This window comes from Rugamonas brunnea (assembly GCF_014042345.1).
Taxonomy (GTDB): domain Bacteria; phylum Pseudomonadota; class Gammaproteobacteria; order Burkholderiales; family Burkholderiaceae_D; genus Rugamonas; species Rugamonas brunnea.
The window spans coordinates 161,928-182,559 of the sequence record NZ_JACEZT010000004.1; the positions used below are offsets into that span (position 1 = coordinate 161,928).

The window sequence follows — 20,632 nt, forward strand, 5'->3', positions numbered from 1 at the left end:
TGGCTGGCAGCCCGCCGCGCCTGTCACGCTTTCCTCGGCCGTGCCAGGAAGGCCAGGATGCCCAGGCCCATGAGGAACATGCCATAGCTTTCCGGTTCCGGAACGGCCGGGATGTTCATCGACAGCAGGCTGCCGACTTTATCCGTGCCATCGCCGTTGTAGAAAGCCAGCTTCAGGTGCGGATCGCTGAAGTTCTGCGTGCCGCCGGTGAAGGTGAAGTGGAAGATCATGTCGTCGGCCAGTGCGATCCGGTTGGACGTGTTGGCGGCGTAGAAGCAGGCGCGCTGTACGCCGGTGCTGCCACCATCGCAACCGTTGGCGGTCAGTTCACTGGGCGAGTACGTCCACAGCGAGGCGGCCGTGGTGTTCGGTGGCCCGGCTTCGCCCGACAGGGCGGCGGTGGTGAACGTGCCGATGTCCTTCACTTGCAGCATGCCGATGTTGGTTGCCGTGGCCCAATCGCCGGTGCGGCCGGCGGCATCGATCTCCAGGGTCAGCACATTGGCGGCTTCCGTGAAGGTGAACGTCACGCCCTGATAAGTCAGCGTGCCAGCGCTGGCGAGCGGTGCTGCGATCATGCCCGCTGCGAGCAGCAGGCTGCCGGCAGTTTTCTGGAAAAGCATTTTTTGCATTTTGGTTCCCTCTTTTTCTAATATGTTACTGGTCAACAAGCAAGCTCAATTGCGGTGCGGAAAATAGCCATCGCGAATTTAGCTCGACAATTCAATCTAGCAAAAAATAATACGAATTAAAGTATTATTTTCATCATCTTAGTTTCTTAAGATAAACTGGCTATCGAGCATCTTTATTAGATAGTCTGTTGGCTATATCCTCCTTTCTTTTTTATTGCCTGGTTTAATGCTCATCATCGCTTTTCTCATGGCGCCGCCGCTTTTCCCTCTGTGGTTGTGGGGGCGCGGCGTGATGCGCCATGAAGTTGTTATTTACTCTAATAAATTCCTTATTTACCTTTAAAGTAATATTTCACTTCGTCACGTTATCGTTGTTCGTTCATTTTTAATTATTAATAACGTAAGCTTATGTGATAAATACTATCATGTGAGAAGAGACGCAAAACTTGTTTTTTATAATCGTAATGACCTTTTGGTTGAATTTTTTCAATAACCAGTGTTTCTTGATTTGATCAAGTTTATTTCTGAATGGATATTTGAAATACGTTTATTCAACTTTTAATTCATTTCTTTAATTCATTCCGACCATAGACATATTATTCCTATGGGAAATTTCATATTTGTACGGATATAGTATTTATTCGCGGCCGGGGCCGATATCGAGGGGGAAATGGGTCACCATAGCGAGCAGTCCGGCATGGCGTATAAGCACGCGCATATAGCTTTCCGAGTGGCAAACAATTCATGCGCTTGTCAGACGGACTCGGGTAATCCATCCTCATCAGCAGCACCTGCACAACAGAAAGGAAGATGTTCCCCACGGCATCACGCGATGGCTTGATGTAAAGCAGATTGGCCAACATGGAAATTTCGCTATTGCCGGAAGCGGGCGCGTCAAAACCGCAACAATGACATTGACCCCACCCACCACCATGAGCGCGTTGACGGCCGAACAGAGCGCAGTGCTGATCCCCATCGAACACTATTTCCTCGGCCATGCGCGCGACGACGCGGCCCACATGCGGCAGGCATTCCTGCCCAGCGCGCACATCGAGTCCATGCGCGACGGGGTGTTCACCTCCTGGCCGCTGGATGTGTATTGCGAACGCTTCAAGGGCGTGCCGGCGGCCGACGAGGCCACCCGCCGCCGCACGGTGGACTGGATCGACGTGGCCGGCCTGTCCGCCTGCGCCAGGGTCACGCTGGTGCACGGCCCCGTGACCTTCACCGACTACTTCGTCCTGTTGAAAACGGCCGATGGCTGGCGGATCGCCAACAAGGCCTTCCACGGCCAGCCTGGCTGAAGCGTTGTTGGTTGTGGCGTTAGTTGTGGCAGCTTGATCTGGGACTTCAAATGGTTGATCGCAAAGTCTCCCGACCTTGATACACTTATCTTATGCAAGCTGCCGGTGGCCGGCTTGCTGCGCGGGCTGGCGACAGCCCTGAAGGCGAGGCAAGGCGGGGTGGCACATGGCAGACCTAGCACAACCGGAGCAGCCGGTTTTCCTATCGACCGTACCGGCCGCACCGCGCCAGCGGCGCCTCGCGTACGCGGTAGTCATGCTGTCGGTCGTCATCTTCCTGGTGGCCGCGCCGTTCGCGAAGGTGCAACTGCAGCGGGTGTGGGCCTTCATCCCGGCCTATGAATCGGCGCTGGTGATCTGTGACCTGGTTACGGCCTCGCTGCTGTTCGGCCAGTTCCATTCCTTCCATGTCCGTTCCCTGTATGTGCTCGCCTGTGGCTACCTGTTCACGGCCCTGACGGCCTGCGTCCACCTGCTGACCTTCCCCGGCGTGTTCGACACCGGCGGCATGCTGGGCGCCGGACCGCAGACGACGGCCTGGCTGTACATGCTGTGGCATGGCGGCTTCCCCCTGTTCGTGATCGCCTATGCGCTACTCAGGCGCAGCGCCACGGACGACGTGTTGCCGACCCGCCGCACCAGCCTGATGATCGTGCTGGGCGCGCTGCTGGTGCTGGCGGTCGTGGTCGCACTGGCGCTGGTGGCGACGCGCTACCATGACATGCTGCCCAACATTATGACGGCGGACCGCTATACCCCGTTTATGCTCTCCGTGGTGGGCACGGTCTGGTGCCTGAGCCTGCTGGCGCTGGTGGTGCTGTGGTATGGCGGCGCGCGCTCGCTGCTGGATTTGTGGCTGGTCGTGGTGATGTGGGTGTGGGTGGTCGACGTGGCGCTGTCGGCCATGCTCAACGGCGGACGCTTCGACGTCGGTTTCTACGTGGGCCGCCTGTACGGCCTGCTGGCGTCCAGCTTCGTGCTGATGGTGCTGCTGGCCGAGAGCGGCATGATGTACAGCAGCCTGCTGGACATGATGGAGCGGCTGCGCCGCATCAACCTGACCGATGGTTTGACGGGAATTACCAACCGGCGCGCGTTCGATGCCGAGTTGCTGCTGGAGTGGCGCCGGGCCCTGCGTGGCCATGCACCGCTGGCCTTGCTCATGATCGACGTTGATTATTTCAAAGCCTACAACGATACCCATGGCCATGTGGCCGGCGACAGTTGCCTGCGCGCCGTGGCGCAGGCGCTGGCGGGCGCCTCGCACCGGGCCGGCGACATGGTGGCGCGCTATGGCGGCGAGGAATTCGTCGCGCTGCTGCCGCAGACGGGCCTGGCCGACGCCGAACTGATCGCCCAGCGCATGCGCCTGGCCGTGGCTGACCTGGGCATTCCCCATGGTGGCGCGGCCGGCTGGCCGCAGGTGACGGTGAGTATCGGCGTGGTGTCGGCCAGTTGCCGCGCGCCCGACGCGGAAGCAGGGCAGGCCGCGCAGCAGCAACCCCCGTCGACCCTGCTGGTGGAGGCGGCCGACAAGGCCTTGTATGTGGCCAAGTCATCCGGACGCAACCGTATCTCGGCCAACGGCCTGCGCGTGCAGGATACGCACGCGCTGCATCCGGCTTGACGGCGCCGGAACATCGTCCCGGGCCGCCGGTCTAATCCCATAGTGCCGCATGGCGGCGAAGGGAGCGGACATGGCGATGCCGGACGAGCAGGATGGCTGGGACGCGCTGGCCAGGCGGCTGCGCGAAAAGCGGGCCCAGCTCGCTGCCTTCAATCACAAAGCCAGCGCACGCGGCGCCGGGCTTACCAACACGGGCATCGTCGCCAGCGCGCTGGCCGCCGTGCTGACGGCGGCGCCGGCCCTCGGTGGCTTGCGCCTGACGCAGGCGCTCGGTTCGGCCGGTGCGAATAGTCCCAGTTGGCGCATCCTGTGCGCGGTGGCCAGCTTGTGTTCTTTGGTGGCCGCCATTGCCACCAATCTGCTGCGCAGCCACGATATCGCGGCCCGTCTGGCCAAGGCGCAGGCGGTCGACGCCCGGCTGGAGGGACTGGAATTGCTGGTCGAACTGCGGCAGTTGTCGCTCAAGGACGCCACGGAGCGCTACGAGAGCGCGATACCGGAAGTGGCGTTCATCGCCTCGGAACCGTAGCGGCGCCGGGGGCGCCAGCCGGTGTCAGGCTGCGGCGTCCTGCGCGCTGTCCACCACCACGCAGTCGCGGCCGGCGTGCTTGGCCGCATACAGGGCGCGGTCGGCCGCGCCCAGCAGGCTTTCGGCGTCGGCCAGCCGGTTCTTGTCGAAGCTGGCCACGCCGATGCTCATGGTCACGTGGTTGCGCACGGCGGCCGGGGCGTGCGTGATGCCGAGCGCGGCGATGCGGGCCCGGATCGCTTCCGCGTGTTGCTGCGCCTGCGCCGGTCCCGTGTCGGGCAGCACGGCGGCGAACTCCTCGCCACCGTAGCGGGCCGCCAGGTCGGCCGGACGCTGCAGCATGCCGGCGAACGCCTCGGCCACCAGGCTCAGACAGGCGTCACCCTGCTGGTGACCGAAGTGGTCGTTGTAGGCCTTGAAGGAATCGATGTCCATCAGCAGTAGCGACAGTTCGTTGCCGTTGCGGTGCGCGCGCCGCAGTTCGCGGTCCAGCGCGACGTCGAAATGGCGGCGGTTGGCGATGCCGGTCAGGCCGTCCACATAGGACTGGGCGCGCAACGCTTCGGCCTGGCCCCGCAACTGGCGCTCGCGGCCCACGGTGGTGCTGACGTCGCTCACTTCGATCAGGCAATAGCGCTCCTTGCCTTCCGTGAACGGGGTGACGGACACGCTTTGCTCCATCCGTTCGCCGCCCCAGGTGCCGGCGGGGTAGAGCGCGAACGGGGTGCGGTTCGATGCCTGCGGCAGCTGGGTGGGCAGGTTGTTGACCAGGGCCGTGTGCACGGCTTGTTCCAGCCGCTGGCCGCGCAATTCCGGGATCAGGTCGAACAGTTCATTGCCTTGCACGCGGCTGGCGGACCAGCCCGAGTGGCTGGCCATCCACTGGTTCCACAGCACGATGGTCTGGCTGGCATCGAGCACCACCAGGCCCAGGTTGGCCAGACCCAGCACGCGTTCGAACAGCTTGGGGTGGATCATGGGCGGACCTCCAGAGGGCGTTGGGCGGGCAGGGGACGGGCGGATACTTGCATGCGGTTCTTCCAGGCGTAAACAGGTTGCGGGCAAGGCAGGTGCAACATTGCAAGATTATATGCGTTTGGATGCGCGCCGCGAGGCTTAGTTGTTGGCGGCTATGCTGCCGCCGCGTTGCCTGCGGCGCCCCAGCCACAGCACCAGGCCGGTGATCATGAAGGCCAGCGGCGCCAGTCCGCACAAGGACACCAATACCCGGCCCGCCGGCCCGAACGCTTCGCCCGTATGTAGCGGGAATTGCCAGTTGAAGAAGGTGTCGCCGGAGGCGGCGGCCAGCGGGTCGCGCACGCGCAGGACCGCGCCGCTGTAGGCATCCACGCTGACACGGGTGCTGCCGTCGCCGGCGCGGATTTCGTCCGGCTGGCGCAGGCGGATCTCGTACGGCGCCCTGGCCGACCCCAGCGACAGGCGCGTCAGGCGGCCTTGCGGCATCCGTTGTTGGGCCGCTTCCAGCGCCGCCGCCACGCTGACCGGCTGGCGGCCCAGGGCCGCCGGTCCATTGGTGGCCTTGCCCTCATGTTCCAGCGTCGCCACCGCGCCGACCACCGGGCGCACCCACTCGGGCAGGTTCATCGCCATGCCCGTGAAGCCAAGCACGGCCAGCACCGGCGTCAGGAAAAAGCCGGCCGAGCGGTGCAGGCTGTAATGGAACTGGCGGCTCGTGGGCGCGCCGTGCACGCGCAAGGCCTTGCGCAGGCTGGAGAGCGTGTGTTTGGGCCACCACAGCACCAGGCCCAGCAGCGACGTCAATGTCAGCAGCAAGCCGCAGATGCCGGTCACGGTCTTGCCGACTTCGCCCGCGAACAGGAAGCGGTGCAGGTGGAACAGGGTGGGCATCAACAGCGCGGGCGACAGGCCGAATTCGCCATAGTTGCGTTCGCCCAGGATGGCCAGCGTGTAGCGATCCAGCATGACCTGGCGCGTCCTTGAAGTATCGAAGCTGCCCTTGTTCGGGTTCGGTTTGCGGTACCAGGCCACGTAGACGTCATCCGCCGCGTAAGGCAGCTGCAGCATCGTGGGCCGGCCGTAGCCGGGCGCGGCGGACAGGCGCTCGACGGCGGCCTCGGCCTGGGCCGGCGTGGGCGCCGCATCGACCTTGCCGGCCGCGCCGTGCGAACGCAGCAGGGCAGGGTTAAGTGCGGCATCGAGTTCATCGGTCCAGGCGATGGCCGCCCCGGTCAGACCGGCCAGGATGAAGATGGCCCCGAAGATCAGGGACACATACAGGTGGAGTGTGCGCAGCCGCGCACGCAGCAAACCAGTCAGCATATTTTCAAGGGAGTAATAAAAGTGCTTGAGATTATAAATGATAATGATTATCATTTGCGTTTCTTTATTGAGTTTCTTTTTGTATCGTTTTGTTGAGGAGAGCGTGCATGACCCCATTGAATCCCTTGGCCCGTGCCGTGGCGCTGGCTTGTCTGGTTTTGTCCGGCAGCGTGGCGCTGGCGCAGAGCGCCGATGCGCCTGTCCAGGAAGTGGTCGTGACGGCGACCCGCAACAGCAAGAGCGTGGACAGGATTCCCGGTGCGGTCAGCGTGATCTCGCAAAAAGAGCTGGAAACGCAATACCTGCTGGCCGACGATCCCTCGGCGGCGCTGGCCACCTACATTCCCGGCTACGCGCCCAGCCGCCAGAAGATGAGTTCCACCGGCGAATCGCTGCGCGGACGCAGCGCGCTGATCCTGCTCGACGGTGTGCCGCAAACCAACCCGCTGCGCGGCGGCATGCGTGAAGGCTATATGGCCGATACCGCCATCATCGAGCGGGTGGAAGTGATCAACGGCGCCTCGGCCATGCAGGGCATGGGCGCCACCGGCGGCATCATCAATTACATCACCAAGTCGCCGAAGGTGGATGGCACCACGCAATCGGTCAACGTGCGCATGGCCTCGCAGTTGCGCGGTGACAGCCTTGACTGGAAGACGGGCTACAGCTTGCAGCACAAGTCGGGCGACTTCGACCTGCTGGCCTTTGGCGGAATCCAGCGGCGTGGCCTGGGCTACGACGGCAGCGGCCGCGCGCTGGGCATCGAAGCGGTGCAGGGCGACACCATGGATTCCGAGGGCACCGACCTGTTCCTGAAGATTGGCCGTAACTTTGGCGAGCAGCGGCTGCAACTGACCATCAACCGCTTCCGCATGGAAGGCGATGGCGACTACGCGCCCGTCAAGGCCGACTTTGCCGCCGGCATTCCCACCAGTTCCACCGCCGGCACGCCGCCGGGTGCGCCGCCGCGCAACAAGGTGGAAACCAGCAGCCTGGAATACCGCCACAATGCGCTGCTGGGCGGCAGCTTCAATGCCCAGGTATTCAAGCAAAATTTCGCCTCGTTGTATGGCGCCACCAATACCTCGACCTTCCAGGACGTGACGATCGCGCCGAAAGACACGCTGTACGACCAGTCGGAAGTGGTGGCCGATAAGCATGGCGCCAAGCTGACCTATGTGCGGCCCGATACCGTGGTTGCCGGACTGGAATTGACTGTCGGCCTCGACTACCTGCGTGACCGCACCAAGCAGTGGCTGGCCGGCACGGGACGCACCTGGGTGCCGACGCTGGACTTCACGTCGCTGGCGCCGTTCACGCAGCTCGAATATGAAGCCGGGCCGCTGACCGTGCGCGGCGGGGTGCGCCATGAGGACGCGACACTGGACGTGGACACCTACACCACGCTGGCCGCCTACAACAGCCGCGTGGTGCAGGGCGGCGAGCGTTCATTCAGCAAGAACGTGAAGAACATCGGCGCGGTGTGGCGCTTCACGCCGACCTGGTCGGCGTTCGTGTCCAGTGCGGAAGGCTTTGGCCTGCCCGATGTGGGGCTGGTGCTGCGCGCCGTGAAGCTGCCCGGCCAGTCGGTGGCGACACTGTTCGACATGGAACCCATCATCACCCGCAACAACGAGATCGGCGTGAACTGGCGCGGTGCGATGGGCAGCCTGAGCGCGTCGTTCTACGATTCGCGCTCCAAGCTGGGCAGCGTGCTGCGCGTGAACGCCGCCGGCATCGGCCAGCTCGATCGCGTGCCGACGACGGTGCGCGGCTGGGAGGTGTCGGGCGAGTTGCGCGCGGCTAAGCAGTTGTCGGCCTTCGGTTCCTACGCCCGCACCATGGGCAAGACGGCCGCCACGGTGGATGGGGCGATGGACGTGGCGCTGGGCGCGCGCTCGCAGGGCCCGGACAAGCTGGTCGCGGGCGCCAATTGGCGCTTCATGCCGAAAGCCAATCTGCGGTTGCAGGCGACCACGCTGTTCGACCGCGACATCAATATCGGCCGCGTGGTTGGCACCAGCAATCTGGAGGAACACTTCAAGGGCTACACGCTGGTGGATCTGGCCGGCAGCTACGATGTTGCGTGGGGCAAGCTGGGCGTGGGCATCGAGAATCTGGCCGATCGTCAGTACATCGGCTACTATCCGCAATCGGCCAGCTATAAGGATGCGAGCTCGTATTTCGCGGGGCGGGGGCGGACGTTGTCGGTGAGCTTGACGCGGAGTTTCTAGGCGAAGGGGGAGTGCTCAGGCGCAGGCCAATTCCCGTTCGTTCGCGATCACTTCAATGGTCGCCGCGCGCGATCTGGTTCCATCTTGCTAATCGATGAAGACCAGCCGCAGCGCGGCGTACCCTAACTTCACTTCATCGGCGAGAGCAGCTTGTCATCGGTGACGAGGTTGCGCACGCCATGGGCGTGGTCTTCCTTGAAGACATTGGCTTTGCACCAGGCGCCGACGGACTCGGCATTCACCTTCAGCACCTTCGGCCGCACGCTCCACGTGACCTGCAAGGGCGAGCCTTTTTCGTTGTAGCTCGGGCCCGTGGTGGAGCCCGCGTATTGGATGGGCCTGCCCGTGTGTTTCGGAATGTGCTCGGCCTGCTGGTAGCCATTGACTTCGCCGGTCTTGGTCAGCTCGGCAAAATCGGCCGCCTTGGCGTCGTTGACCAGCACCAGGACCTGGGCTTCGACCCGCAGTTGGGGATTGCTGTCGGCTTCGCTGAGACAGGCGTTGAGAGTCGGGCCGGGCGTCACTTGCGCCGTGCTGTGCACGTAGTGGAGTTCGATGGTGTCGCCCACTTGCAGGCCGCCGTGCTCGCTGGGGCAAACTTCCGCGTCGAGCGGCTTGGCTTCGGCGGGTGTCAGCTTGCCTGCGTATTTGAAGCCGGCGTCGGATGGCAGCGTGAATTCACCCCCTTTGTGTTCGGCATTCTTGTGGATATGGATATTGCAGAGATTCATTTTCGACGCTGCCGGCGCGGCGTTGAACACGCGTCGATTGCTGCCACCCTTGGCGTTCAGGTCGCGCGGCGACTGCGGACCGTAGCCTTTGCCTTCCGTGTTCTTGGCCAGGGCTGCGTTCTGGGCTGCGACCGTGTCGGCGCTGTCGTGGTGGGCATCTTGGGCATGGGCGCCTGCGCTCAACGCGAAGGCCAACAGGGGCAAGGCGAAAGACGGTTTCATTCGGCGTTCTCCTAGGTGGGAAGAGGGGGATTGATTCTAGCGGCTTTTGGTTTTGGAAGGCGCTCGCATTTGATGGTTTTGCCTTGAGCTTGCAGAGGCATATAGATGACGCTTGCCGAAAATCGCCAAAGGCGATTTTCAAGTCAGATGAATCGGAGAGGGTTGCGCTTGCAAGCGCAACCCGCTTCGCGGGCGGCTCGCATGCGAGCCGATTTCCCCGCTACGCCCCGCGTCCGTACCGTCCGCGGATTCGATTCCCGCCAACTCAGCGCTGCCGAATAAAAAATTGGGGCCCCACCGCTTGCGCGGTGGAGCCCCAATTTTTTATTCGGTGGTGGAGACGGCGGGAATCGAACCCGCGTCCGCAAGCACTCTACAGACAGTTCTACATACTTAGCGCTGCCAATTAATTTAACCTGTACGGCGCGGACGCGCACGCTACGGACAGGCGAGTCACCTATTATTTAGTGTTTTGCCAAGTGACCCGGCAAGACACGATTCCCTGTAAATGACTCCATGACTTTTGACGGTCCGCCCCAGGGAAGAAGCGTTTAGGAGCTAACAGCCCTTAGGCTGCCAGTGCGTACGAGTTATCGTTTGCAGTTAAGTTTTTCTGGGTGTATTTACGAGGTAACCAGCCCTCGGTATGCCCTGTTCTGCTTTGCAACCCACGTCGAAACCAGGTCGTCCCCACAGAACTTCCATTCTACTCCAATTCCCCGCGTGCCGCACAGCTGTTCACATTTACGCTTTGCGCTCGGGCGGCAGGATCGTCAGGGCAATGTCGCCGTTGATGAGATGACAATGCATGCGGTGGCCGCGCGAGACGGGCACGTAGTCCGACATCAGGTCGTAATAGCGGTCGCCGTCGGAGTCGGGCGAGGTCAGGTCGATGTTGACGTCGTTCACATTGTGCGCCGCCTGCACCTCCACCATGCGGGCGCGCCGCACGGCCAGCTCGTGGTCCTTGCGCCCGCGCATCACGTCGCCTTCGAAATACTTGATCACGGCGCATTCGACCAGGTCCATCCTGTCCTTGAGCAGCGAGTCGGCCGCGACGGCGTTCTGGTTGGCCGGCAGCAGCGCGGGGTCGCCCTGCGCCGAGTCGATCTCGAAATTGAGCCGCTGCACCAGCAGCAGGGTGTCGCTGTGCTCGCTGTTGTTCTGCTGGATCTTTTGCAGTGCCGTCAGGCGCCCTTTGGCCAGCCGGCCCGAGGTGTCCTTGGTCTGGCCCACGTAATGCACGCGGCTCACGTACTTAAGGCCGTGGTCATGGTGTTGCAGCACGTCGTGGATGGACATGGCTTCCACCAGCCCGCCCCAGTTGAGAATCAGGAAACGGTCCTGCACCGTCACCACCGGCTTCTTCATGGTGGCGGCGAACGGCACCTCCAGTTCCAGCGTGACGCTGTCGCGCTTTTGCTCAGCGCCCAGCAGCAACGGCACCGTCAGCTTGAGCGAGAAGAAGCCCCAGCTGGGACTGCGGTTGGTGTCGAAGCGTACCAGTGGCCGGCTCACCACCAGGTACAGCAGCCGCTTTTCCATGGTCGCTTCCAGGTCGAACTGCATGCGGCGCAGGTAGCGGCCCACCGGGTCGCGGATGTCCGGCACGGCCGGGAAGCCGGCCACCAGGTCGTACCAGTGGAACTTGGCGTCCGACACGGTGACGTTCCAGTTTTGTACGGCGACCGTGCGCTGCGGTACGTTGGGCAGCAGATCTTCGTACGGCTCGGGAATATCCTCGATCGGCTCGGGATCCGGATAATCACTGGTCATGGTGCGGCGTGCTCCTGGGCTGGGGAAAAACTAGACCCAGTATAGTACGCCATTTTTCACATTGCCACGAGGCAAGTGAGAATTGGTGGGAATGTGTCGAAATTGTAATTTTCCGTCGCCGTGCCGCCACAGCGGCCACCGCTCAGGCGGCCGGCGGCAGTGGCAGTTTGGCCACGCTGACGCTGCCATCGGCCAGCTTGCAGCGGAACAGGTGGCGGCGCGCGGCGGCCACGTGTTCCGACGCCAGGTAGCGGTAGCTGCCGCCTTCTTCCAGTTCCAGGCTCACTTCCAGCGTGTCCAGTTCCCACGCCTGCTGCACTTCCTGCAGCCGGTGGCGGCGGCGCTCTTTTTCCTCGCCGTAGCGGCCGGCCGGGGTGGGGCCTTCGAAGTAGCAGATCAGCGCCGCCTCCACCACATCCGCGCGGATGCGGGCCAGCGCGGCGGCGGCGTCCGGAATCTGGTTTTCGGGCAGATCGGCCGGGTCGCCGTCCGGACTGGTGGCGGTGATCTCCGCTTGCAGCACCAGCAGCAGCGTGTCGCTGTGCTCGTTGTGCTGCTGGCGCAGCCGCTGCACGGCGGGCAGGCGGCCCTTGGCCAGCCGCCCCTCCGGGTCCAGGGTCTGGCCCACGTAGATCACCTGGCTGGCGAGCTTGCGGTCGTGGACATATTGCAACAACAAGTCGTGCACGGACAGCACTTCGATCACGCCGCCCCAGTTCAGGCTGAGGAAGTTCTCCGTCAGGATCACGCTGGGTTTCTTGACGGTGGCGCCGAACGGCGCCTTTAAATCCACCGTCACGCTGTCGCGCGTGGCATTGGCGCCGGTCAGCAGCGGCACCGTCAGTTTCAGGGAGAAGAAACCCCACTGGGTGGCGCGCGCGGGGTCGTAGCGCACGCGGGGGCGGGTCACCACGCAATACAGCAGGGGGCGCTCATTGGCTGCCTCCAGGTCGAACTGCATGCGGCGCAGGTAGCGGCCGATCGGTTCGCGGAAGTCGGGCTTGTCGGGAAAACCGGCCAGCAGGTCGTACCAGTGGAATTTGCCGTCCGTGATGCGCACTTGCCAGCGCTGGGGGCCGCTGCCGGCGACCTGGCCGGTGGTGGGGATGACAGGCGGCTGCGGGGATGGGGCAACCAGATCGGGCTGATGCATGAGACATGCTCCTGAGAGGAAACAGAGTTCGGGTGACTGCTTCTCTTTCCAGCCGGACGCGGGTGTTGGGCGTTGCCTTGTGGGAAAAAATAATTCCGTCAGTCAACTAAGAGTTTATACGTAGTTTCTTCGTCTATACAAGAAACTTCGTACACATGCATTGTGGAGCAGTGATTCGGAAAGCGCTTGCGCTGGCGCAAGCGTCTTCGTTCAGGCGGCGAGGGCGGGGACGGCGGCCAGCGTCTGGCGCAGCAGGGACAGCAGGGCGTGGGGGGTGTCGAGCAGGTAGTCGGCTTGCCAGCTTTGCGGTTCGGTGGCGCCGCAGTAACCCCAGCCGCAGGCGATGGTCAGCATGGCGGCGGCCTGGCCGGCCTGGATGTCGCGCAGGTCGTCGCCCACGTACCAGCACTGTTCCGGCGCCAGGCCCAGGCGGGCGGCCGCTTCCAGCAGCGGCGCCGGGTGGGGCTTGGCGTGCGGCGTGGTGTCGCCCGAGACGACGCAGCCGGCCTGGCCCAAGCCGATCAACGGCAACAGCGGGTCGGTGAAACGGGCCGGCTTGTTGGTGACGATGCCCCATGCCAGTCCCGCTTCGCTGATGCCGTCCAGCAGTTCCTGCACGCCGGGGAACAGCGTGCTGTGGACGGCGATGGCGGCCTCGTAATTGTCGAAGAAGCCTTCGCGCAGCACGGCGAAGCCTTCGTCATGCGGTTGCAGGCCGAACGCGGCGCCTATCATGCCGCGCGCGCCGGCCGAGGCCGTGGGACGCAGCAATTCGTAGGCGGTCGGCGCCAGGCCGCGCTCGTGGCGCAGCAGGTTGACGGCGGCGGCCAGGTCGGGGGCGGTGTCGGCCAGCGTGCCATCGAGGTCGAACAGGATGGCGCGCGGGGCGCTGCGGGGAAGGGCCAGGCTCATGGTGGCGAAAGTCGGGAAACGTTACAGGGAACGGCTGGTGGCCATCAGGTAGTTGACGCTGGTGTCCTCGTTGAGCGAGTAGATCTTGCTCAGCGGATTGTAGCCCATGCCCTTCAAGCCTTGCACATCGAGTCCGGCGCTGCGCACGTATTGCGACAGTTCGGCCGGGGTGATGAACTTGGCGTAGTCGTGCGTGCCCTTGGGCAGCATGCGCAGCAGGTATTCCGCCCCGATCACGGCGAACAGGTAGGACTTGGGATTGCGGTTCAGCGTGGAGAAGAACACCTGGCCGCCCGGTTTGACCAGGGTGGCGGCGGCGCGCACGATGGCGCCCGGATCGGGCACGTGTTCCAGCATTTCCATGCAGGTCACGACGTCGTACTGGCCGCCTTCCTGGGCCGCCATGTCCTCGGCCGCGATCAGCTTGTAGCGCACCTGCACGCCCGATTCCAGGCTGTGCAGGTCGGCCACCTTGAGCGCTTTTTCCGACAGGTCGATGCCCGTCACATTGGCGCCCTTGCGGGCCATCGATTCGGCCAGGATGCCGCCGCCGCAGCCGATGTCGATCACGCGCTTGCCCGCCAGCGGGGCGCGCGCGTTGATCCATTCCAGGCGCAGCGGGTTGATTTCGTGCAGGGGACGGAACTCGGACGTGGGGTCCCACCAGCGGTGGGCCAGGTCACTGAATTTTTGCAGTTCTAAAGGATCGGCGTTCATGGGCGGCTTTGTAAAGGCGATACCGGGATTTTACAACATGGACATAAAAAAACCCCGCCGCAGCGGGGTTCAGGTGCGCGTCCGCGGCAGGCCGCGGACGTCAGGCATCGCAATTACTTGCTGGTGCCAACCACTTCGATTTCCACGCGACGGTTCTTGGCGCGGCCGGCTGCGGTCTTGTTGTCCGCCACTGGTTGCTTCTCGCCTTTACCTTCGGTGTAGACGCGGTTCGCTTCCACGCCCTTCGAGATGATGTAGGCCTTGACGGCTTCAGCACGACGGATCGACAGCTTCTGGTTGTAAGCATCGGTGCCCACGGAGTCGGTGTGGCCCACGGCGATGATCACTTCCAGGTTGATGCTGCCCAGCTTGGAGGTCAGGTCGTCCAGCTTGGCTTTGCCTTCTGGCTTCAGCACGGCCTTGTCGAAGTCGAAGAAGGCGTCAGCGGCGAAGCTCACCTTCTGTGCGGTCGGCACAGGGGCTGGTGCTGGGGCTGGTGCTGGGGCAGGTGCCGGAGCAGGAGCGGCTGGTGGTGGTGGCGGTGGGGCCACGCACTTGCCGTTTTCCAGTTTCTCTGGCTCGACGCAGATCGGCAGGTCGCAACCTGGCACGGCGTCGGCTGGAGTCCAGTAGCCGGTGCGCCAGCACAGGCCGAACGGATCACGGGCGATCACACCGCGTGCGTCCTGGACATAGGCGCTCTTCGGCGTGGCGGCCTGGATGTCCTGGGTCACGGGCGCGAAAGGTGGGGTGGTTGGGGTTTGGGCGATCGCCGTGCCAGCAAAGGCGGCCGATACAGCCAGGATCGACATAAGTTTCTTCATATTTTTCTTCCTTTCGGGGGTGATATCCGCGTAAAAACTGCGCGATGAGTTAATGCGTGGCCCGAATTCTACCACGCGGGGCGCGCGCGCCTGTTTTTCGCTTGCGATTCAAGCAATTGACTTCTCGTCCATTTTGCCACAGCCGGTTTCGGCACGCTTTTTGGCGCAATTCAAACCTTTTCCGATTCCGACCAAAATGTTGTTTTGTTGCAACACTGTCGGCAATAATAATGGAGATTTATGTCATACGCATGACATTTTGTGCTTGGTCCTTGCGTTGGTGCAAGAGCGTCCGGTCAAGCCGCGCCGGTGCCGGACGGGGGCTTGCAAGCCGGAATTGCGCTTAGGGGGAGGCGCCCATGTTAAAATCGTACGCTTGTCCGTTCCTCCAGCGTCCTACCGGATGCGCACCGGGGCGGCGGGCAGCACGCGCGGTAAAATTGCTTAAAAGATAAGTCAACCATAGTCAAAGATCGAACGACCCGCCAATGGATCAATTCGCAAAAGAAACAATCCCAATTTCCCTCGAAGAAGAGATGCGCAAGAGCTACCTCGATTACGCCATGAGCGTGATCGTGGGCCGCGCCTTGCCGGACGTGCGCGACGGCCTCAAGCCGGTGCACCGCCGGGTCTTGTACGCGATGCACGAAATGAACAACGTGTGGAACCGTCCCTACGTCAAATGCGCCCGCGTGGTGGGCGACACGATGGGTAAGTACCACCCGCACGGCGACGCTTCGATCTACGACACGCTGGTGCGCATGGCGCAGGACTTCTCGATGCGCTACATGCTGGTCGACGGCCAGGGTAACTTCGGTTCGGTCGACGGCGACAGCGCGGCGGCCATGCGTTACACCGAGTGCCGCCTGGACAAGATCGCCGGCGAAATCCTGGCCGACATCGACAAGGACACGGTTGACTTCCAGCCCAACTACGACGGCAAGGAAAAGGAACCGACCGTCCTGCCGACCAAGATCCCCAACCTGCTGATCAACGGCTCGTCCGGCATCGCGGTGGGTATGGCCACCAACATTCCGCCGCACAACCTGACGGAAGTGATCGACGGCGCGCTGCACGTGCTGCGCAATCCCGATTGCACCATCGATGAGCTGATCGAGATCATCCCGGCGCCCGACTTCCCCACCGCCGGCATCATCTACGGCGTGTCCGGTGTGCGCGACGGCTACCGCACGGGCCGTGGCCGCGTCGTCATGCGCGCCAAGACCCACTACGAGGAATACGGCAAGGATGGCGGCCGCACCGCCATCATCGTCGACGAGCTGCCCTACCAGGTCAACAAGAAGTCGCTGCTGGAACGCATCGCCGAGAACGTGCGCGACAAGAAGCTGGAAGGCATCTCTGACATCCGCGACGAGTCCGATAAGTCGGGCATGCGCGTGGTGATCGAGCTGAAACGGGGCGAAGTGCCGGAAGTGGTGCTCAACAACCTGTACAAGCAGACCCAGTTGCAGGACACCTTCGGCATGAACATGGTGGCCCTGGTGGACGGCCAGCCGCGCCTGCTGAACCTCAAGCAGATGCTGCAATGCTTCCTGTCGCACCGCCGCGAAGTGGTCACGCGCCGCACCGTATTCGAGCTGCGCAAGGCGCGCGAACGCGGCCACGTGCTGGAAGGCCTGGCCGTGGCGCTGGCCAACATCGACGACTTCATCGCCATCATCAAGGCCGCGCCCACGCCGCCGATCGCCAAGAGCGAACTGATGACGCGCGCCTGGGATTCGTCGCTGGTGCGCGAGATGCTGGCCCGCACGGGCGAGGGCGACACGGTGGGCGGCATCGACGCCTTCCGCCCCGAGCACCTGCCCAAGCACTACGGCATGCAGGCCGATGGCCTGTACAAGCTGTCCGACGAGCAGGCCCAGGAAATCCTGCAGATGCGCCTGCAGCGCCTGACCGGCCTGGAACAGGACAAGATCGTCAACGAATACCGCGACGTGATGGCCGAAATCGCCGACCTGCTGGACATCCTGGCCAAGCCGGCCCGCGTGACCACCATCATCACCGACGAGATGACGCTGGCCAAGAACGAATACGGCGCCGGCAACAAGGACGTGCGCCGCTCGACCATCGAGCACAACGCCACCGACCTCGGCACGGAAGACCTGATCACGCCGCAGGACATGGTGGTGACCCTGTCGCACACCGGCTACATGAAGGCCCAGCCGATCACCGAATACCGCGCCCAGAAGCGCGGTGGTCGCGGCAAGCAGGCCATGGCGACGAAAGAGGAAGACTGGATCGACCAGCTGTTCATCGCCAACACGCACGATTACATCCTGTGCTTCTCCAACCGTGGCCGCATGTACTGGCTCAAGGTGTGGGAAGTGCCGCAAGGCTCGCGCAACTCGCGCGGCAAGCCTATCGTCAACATGTTCCCGCTGGCCGACAACGAGAAGATCACCGTCATCCTGCCGCTGTCGGGCGACAACCGGACCTTCCCGGAAGACCACTACGTGTTCATGGCCACCAGCCTGGGCACCGTGAAGAAGACGCCGCTGAAGGACTTCAGCAACCCGCGCAAGGCCGGCATTATCGCCGTCGACCTGGACGAGGGCGACTTCCTGATCGGCGCCGCGCTGACGGATGGCGCGCACGACGTGATGCTGTTCTCGGACGCCGGCAAGGCCGTGCGCTTCGACGAGAACGACGTGCGTCCGATGGGCCGCAACGCCCGTGGCGTGCGCGGCATGAACCTGGAGGAAAGCCAGACCGTGATCGCGCTGCTGGTGGCCGAGAACGAGGAGCAGTCCGTGCTGACGGCCACCGAGAACGGCTACGGCAAGCGTACCCCGATCACCGAGTACACGCGCCATGGCCGCGGCACCAAGGGCATGATCGCGATCCAGACCTCCGAGCGTAACGGCAAGGTGGTGGCGGCGACCCTGGTCGATTCGTCCGACGAGATCATGCTGATCACCACGGGCGGTGTGCTGATCCGCACCCGCGTGTCGGAGATCCGCGAGATGGGCCGCGCCACCCAGGGCGTGACCCTGATCGCGGTGGAGGACGGCACCCGCTTGTCCGGCCTGCAGCGCGTGGTCGAGACCGACATCGACGAAGTGGAACTGGAGCCGGGTCCGGACGCCAAGCCGGAGGATGCTCAGCCTGAATAAGGCCGGCGGATGAGTGTGTCCCGGTGCTGGCGCGGCCAGCGCCGGGACGGACGGGGTCGGTGTTCGTTGCGCGGTTTAATGCGACAATCACACTGACCCCGTTTTTGTTGGATCGGCCGATGCACCGCGTCATTCCCGCGCAGGCGGGAATCCATAGCGCGTTGGCGACGCCGGCTCAGCATGGGTTCCCGCGTGCGCGGGAACGACGTGCCAACGCGATACCGTGTTGATATTCAGTTTAGATTTCGCTTTTTTTATCCAAGGACCGTAACGTGACTCACATCTACAACTTCTCCGCCGGCCCCGCCGTGCTGCCGAAGGAAGTGCTGGCGCAAGCCGCTGCCGAAATGCTGGACTGGCATGGCAGCGGCATGTCCGTCATGGAGATGAGCCACCGCGGGCCGGAATTCATTTCGATCTACAAGGCGGCCGAGCGCGACCTGCGCGAGCTGCTGGCAGTGCCGGATAACTACAAGATCCTGTTCCTGCAAGGCGGCGGCCTGTCCCAGAACGCCATCGTTCCCATGAACCTGGTCGGCCACAAGCCGCAGCCAGCCACGATCGACTTCGTCCATACCGGCTCGTGGTCAGGCAAATCGATCAAGGAGGCGGCCAAGTACGCCACCGTCAACGTGGCCGCCTCGTCCCAGGCCGGCGGATTTAACCGCGTGCCGCCGCAGTCCGAATGGAAGCTCACGCCCGGCGCGGCCTACCTGCACATCTGCACCAACGAGACCATCGATGGCGTCGAATTCGATTTCGACCACGGCTCGCCCCAGCCCTTGACGGGCGACTGTGCCGATACGCTGCTGGTGGCCGACATGTCGTCGCACATCCTGTCGCGCCAGATCGACGTGTCGAAATATGGCCTGATCTTCGCCGGCGCCCAGAAGAACATCGGCCCGGCCGGCGTGACCATCGTCATCGTGCGCGAAGACCTGCTGGGCAAGGCGCTGCCGGTCTGCCCGTCCGCGTTCGACTTCAAGCTGGTGGCCGACAACGAGTCGATGTACAACACGCCGCCCACCTACGGCATCTATATCGCCGGCCTGGTGTTCCAGTGGCTGAAGCAACAGGGCGGCGTGGCCGAGATGGAAAAACGCGCCAAGGCCAAGGCGGCGCTGCTGTACGGCGCGCTGGACGCCGACGATTTCTACATCAACCGCGTGGCGCCTGAAAACCGCTCGCGCATGAACGTCCCGTTCTTCCTGAAGGACGAGAGCAAGAACGAAGCTTTCCTGGCCGGCGCAAAAGCGCGCGGCCTGCTGCAACTGAAGGGCCACAAGTCCGTCGGCGGTATGCGCGCATCGATCTACAACGCGATGCCAATCGAGGGTGTGCAAGCCCTGGTCGATTATCTGAACGAGTTCGCGGGCCGCTAAGGCTTGGGCGTTGCGCCACCGCGTCTCGCACGACACTGACAATTATTTGGCACTGATGCAGACATGACAGACAAACTTAAACCGCTGCGCGAACAGATCGACGCCATCGACGCGCAGATCCTCGACCTGCTCAACCGCCGCGCCAAAGTGGCGCAGGAAGTGGGCCACGTGAAGGCCGAGACCAAGGCGCCCGTGTTCCGTCCCGAGCGCGAAGCCCAGGTGCTGCGCGGCGTGGCCGAGCGCAATCCCGGCCCCATGGGCAACCATGAAGTGCAGACCATCTTCCGCGAGATCATGTCGGCCTGCCGCGCGCTGGAAAAGCGCGTCACGGTGGCCTTCCTGGGCCCGTCCGGCACCTTCAGCGAGCAGGCCGTGTACCAGCAGTTCGGCAGCGCCGTGGAAGGTCTGCCTTGCGCGTCGATCGATGAAGTGTTCCGCGCCACCGAGGCCGGCACGGCGGATTTCGGCGTGGTGCCGGTCGAGAATTCGTCCGAGGGCGCCATCAACCGCACGCTGGACCTGATGCTGCAAACGAGCCTGATCATCAGCGGGGAAGTGTCGATCGCCGTGCACCACAGCCTGATGACCAAGACCGGCAACATGGACGGCGTGCAGACCATCTGCGCCCATTCGCAAGCGCTGGCCCAGTGCCAGGTGTGGCTGAACCTGAACTATCCCAACATCGAGCGGCGCGCCGTGGCCTCCAACGCGGAAGCGGCGCGCATGGCCAGCGATGATGCCACCATCGCCGCCATCGCCAGCGAGATGGCGGGCGAGCAGTACAAGCTGGGCGTGGTCAAGGGCCACATCCAGGACGACCCGCACAACCGCACCCGCTTCGCTATCATTGGCCACCTGCAGACCAACCCGTCGGGCAAGGACCAGACCTCGATCGTGCTGGCCGTGCCCAACAAGGCCGGCGCCGTGTACCAGTTGCTGGCGCCATTGGCCAAGCACGGCGTATCGATGACGCGCTTCGAATCGCGTCCGGCGCGCGTGGGGACCTGGGAGTATTATTTCTATGTCGATATCGAAGGCCACGTCCATAACGACGCCGTCGCCAAGGCGCTGGCGGAGCTGAAGGATAACGCGGCCTTCTTCAAGGTGCTGGGCTCCTACCCGGTCAGTCTTTCCTAACCCTTACATTGAAGAGC

The 20,632-nt window shown here is 63.3% G+C and carries 16 protein-coding genes and 1 other RNA gene; 7 read left to right on the plus strand and 10 right to left on the minus strand.

Going from position 1 to position 20,632, the window contains the following annotated elements; translation table 11 throughout:
• Positions 1-23: 23 nt before the first annotated feature.
• On the minus strand, positions 24-632 hold the full coding sequence (locus H3H37_RS08220) for a PEP-CTERM sorting domain-containing protein (RefSeq protein ID WP_229218729.1): 609 nt from the start codon (positions 630-632) through the stop codon (positions 24-26).
• Between the two features lie 908 nt (positions 633-1,540).
• Here H3H37_RS08220 and H3H37_RS08225 point away from each other — a divergent pair.
• From H3H37_RS08225 to H3H37_RS08235, 3 genes are all read left to right on the plus strand, one after another.
• Positions 1,541-1,936 carry a nuclear transport factor 2 family protein gene (locus H3H37_RS08225; protein ID WP_229218730.1) on the plus strand — a complete coding sequence of 132 codons (396 nt, stop codon included), beginning with the start codon at positions 1,541-1,543 and terminating at the stop codon, positions 1,934-1,936.
• Positions 1,937-2,102: 166 nt separating this feature from the next.
• Positions 2,103-3,563, plus strand: coding sequence for a sensor domain-containing diguanylate cyclase (locus H3H37_RS08230; RefSeq protein WP_220456371.1), 1,461 nt, complete (start codon positions 2,103-2,105; stop codon positions 3,561-3,563).
• Positions 3,564-3,633: 70 nt separating this feature from the next.
• Complete coding sequence (locus tag H3H37_RS08235) at positions 3,634-4,092, plus strand: hypothetical protein (RefSeq protein WP_182161293.1); 459 nt, start codon at positions 3,634-3,636, stop codon at positions 4,090-4,092.
• A gap of 24 nt (positions 4,093-4,116) precedes the next feature.
• Here the strand turns inward: H3H37_RS08235 and H3H37_RS08240 are convergent, their stop codons facing one another.
• Positions 4,117-5,070: a sensor domain-containing diguanylate cyclase gene (locus H3H37_RS08240; RefSeq protein WP_182161296.1), complete on the minus strand. Its 954-nt coding sequence runs from the start codon at positions 5,068-5,070 to the stop codon at positions 4,117-4,119.
• A gap of 138 nt (positions 5,071-5,208) precedes the next feature.
• Complete coding sequence (locus tag H3H37_RS08245; RefSeq protein ID WP_182161298.1) at positions 5,209-6,393, minus strand: PepSY-associated TM helix domain-containing protein; 1,185 nt, start codon at positions 6,391-6,393, stop codon at positions 5,209-5,211.
• Between the two features lie 107 nt (positions 6,394-6,500).
• On the opposite strand from H3H37_RS08245, the gene H3H37_RS08250 reads away from it, so the two are divergent.
• Positions 6,501-8,627, plus strand: coding sequence for a TonB-dependent receptor (locus H3H37_RS08250; RefSeq protein ID WP_229218731.1), 2,127 nt, complete (start codon positions 6,501-6,503; stop codon positions 8,625-8,627).
• A gap of 128 nt (positions 8,628-8,755) precedes the next feature.
• Here H3H37_RS08250 and H3H37_RS08255 read toward each other — a convergent pair whose 3' ends face one another.
• The 7 genes from H3H37_RS08255 to ompA form a co-directional block, all read right to left on the minus strand.
• A complete protein-coding gene (locus H3H37_RS08255) occupies positions 8,756-9,580 on the minus strand; it encodes a delta-class carbonic anhydrase (protein ID WP_182161300.1) in 825 nt (274 codons plus the stop codon).
• A gap of 332 nt (positions 9,581-9,912) precedes the next feature.
• Positions 9,913-10,272, minus strand: a transfer-messenger RNA (tmRNA) gene (gene ssrA, locus H3H37_RS08260).
• A gap of 52 nt (positions 10,273-10,324) precedes the next feature.
• A complete protein-coding gene (locus H3H37_RS08265; RefSeq protein WP_229218732.1) occupies positions 10,325-11,356 on the minus strand; it encodes a hypothetical protein in 1,032 nt (343 codons plus the stop codon).
• A 142-nt stretch (positions 11,357-11,498) separates the two neighbouring features.
• On the minus strand, positions 11,499-12,509 hold the full coding sequence (locus tag H3H37_RS08270; protein ID WP_220456372.1) for a hypothetical protein: 1,011 nt from the start codon (positions 12,507-12,509) through the stop codon (positions 11,499-11,501).
• Positions 12,510-12,719: 210 nt separating this feature from the next.
• A complete protein-coding gene (locus H3H37_RS08275; protein WP_182161302.1) occupies positions 12,720-13,421 on the minus strand; it encodes an HAD family hydrolase in 702 nt (233 codons plus the stop codon).
• Between the two features lie 21 nt (positions 13,422-13,442).
• Positions 13,443-14,138: a bifunctional 2-polyprenyl-6-hydroxyphenol methylase/3-demethylubiquinol 3-O-methyltransferase UbiG gene (gene ubiG, locus H3H37_RS08280; RefSeq protein ID WP_182161304.1), complete on the minus strand. Its 696-nt coding sequence runs from the start codon at positions 14,136-14,138 to the stop codon at positions 13,443-13,445.
• Between the two features lie 113 nt (positions 14,139-14,251).
• Positions 14,252-14,962 (minus strand): outer membrane protein OmpA, encoded by a 711-nt coding sequence (gene ompA, locus H3H37_RS08285; protein WP_182161306.1) that lies wholly within the window; start codon positions 14,960-14,962, stop codon positions 14,252-14,254.
• 488 nt (positions 14,963-15,450) lie between these two features.
• On the opposite strand from ompA, the gene gyrA reads away from it, so the two are divergent.
• The 3 genes from gyrA to pheA all read left to right on the plus strand — a co-directional run bounded on the left by gyrA (position 15,451) and on the right by pheA (position 20,615).
• Complete coding sequence (gene gyrA / locus H3H37_RS08290; RefSeq protein ID WP_182161308.1) at positions 15,451-18,096, plus strand: DNA gyrase subunit A; 2,646 nt, start codon at positions 15,451-15,453, stop codon at positions 18,094-18,096.
• A gap of 272 nt (positions 18,097-18,368) precedes the next feature.
• Entirely contained in the window at positions 18,369-19,478 is a 1,110-nt protein-coding gene (gene serC / locus H3H37_RS08295) for a 3-phosphoserine/phosphohydroxythreonine transaminase (RefSeq protein ID WP_182161310.1), read from the plus strand.
• A 63-nt stretch (positions 19,479-19,541) separates the two neighbouring features.
• On the plus strand, positions 19,542-20,615 hold the full coding sequence (gene pheA / locus H3H37_RS08300) for a prephenate dehydratase (RefSeq protein WP_182161312.1): 1,074 nt from the start codon (positions 19,542-19,544) through the stop codon (positions 20,613-20,615).
• The last annotated feature ends 17 nt before the right edge of the window (positions 20,616-20,632 follow it).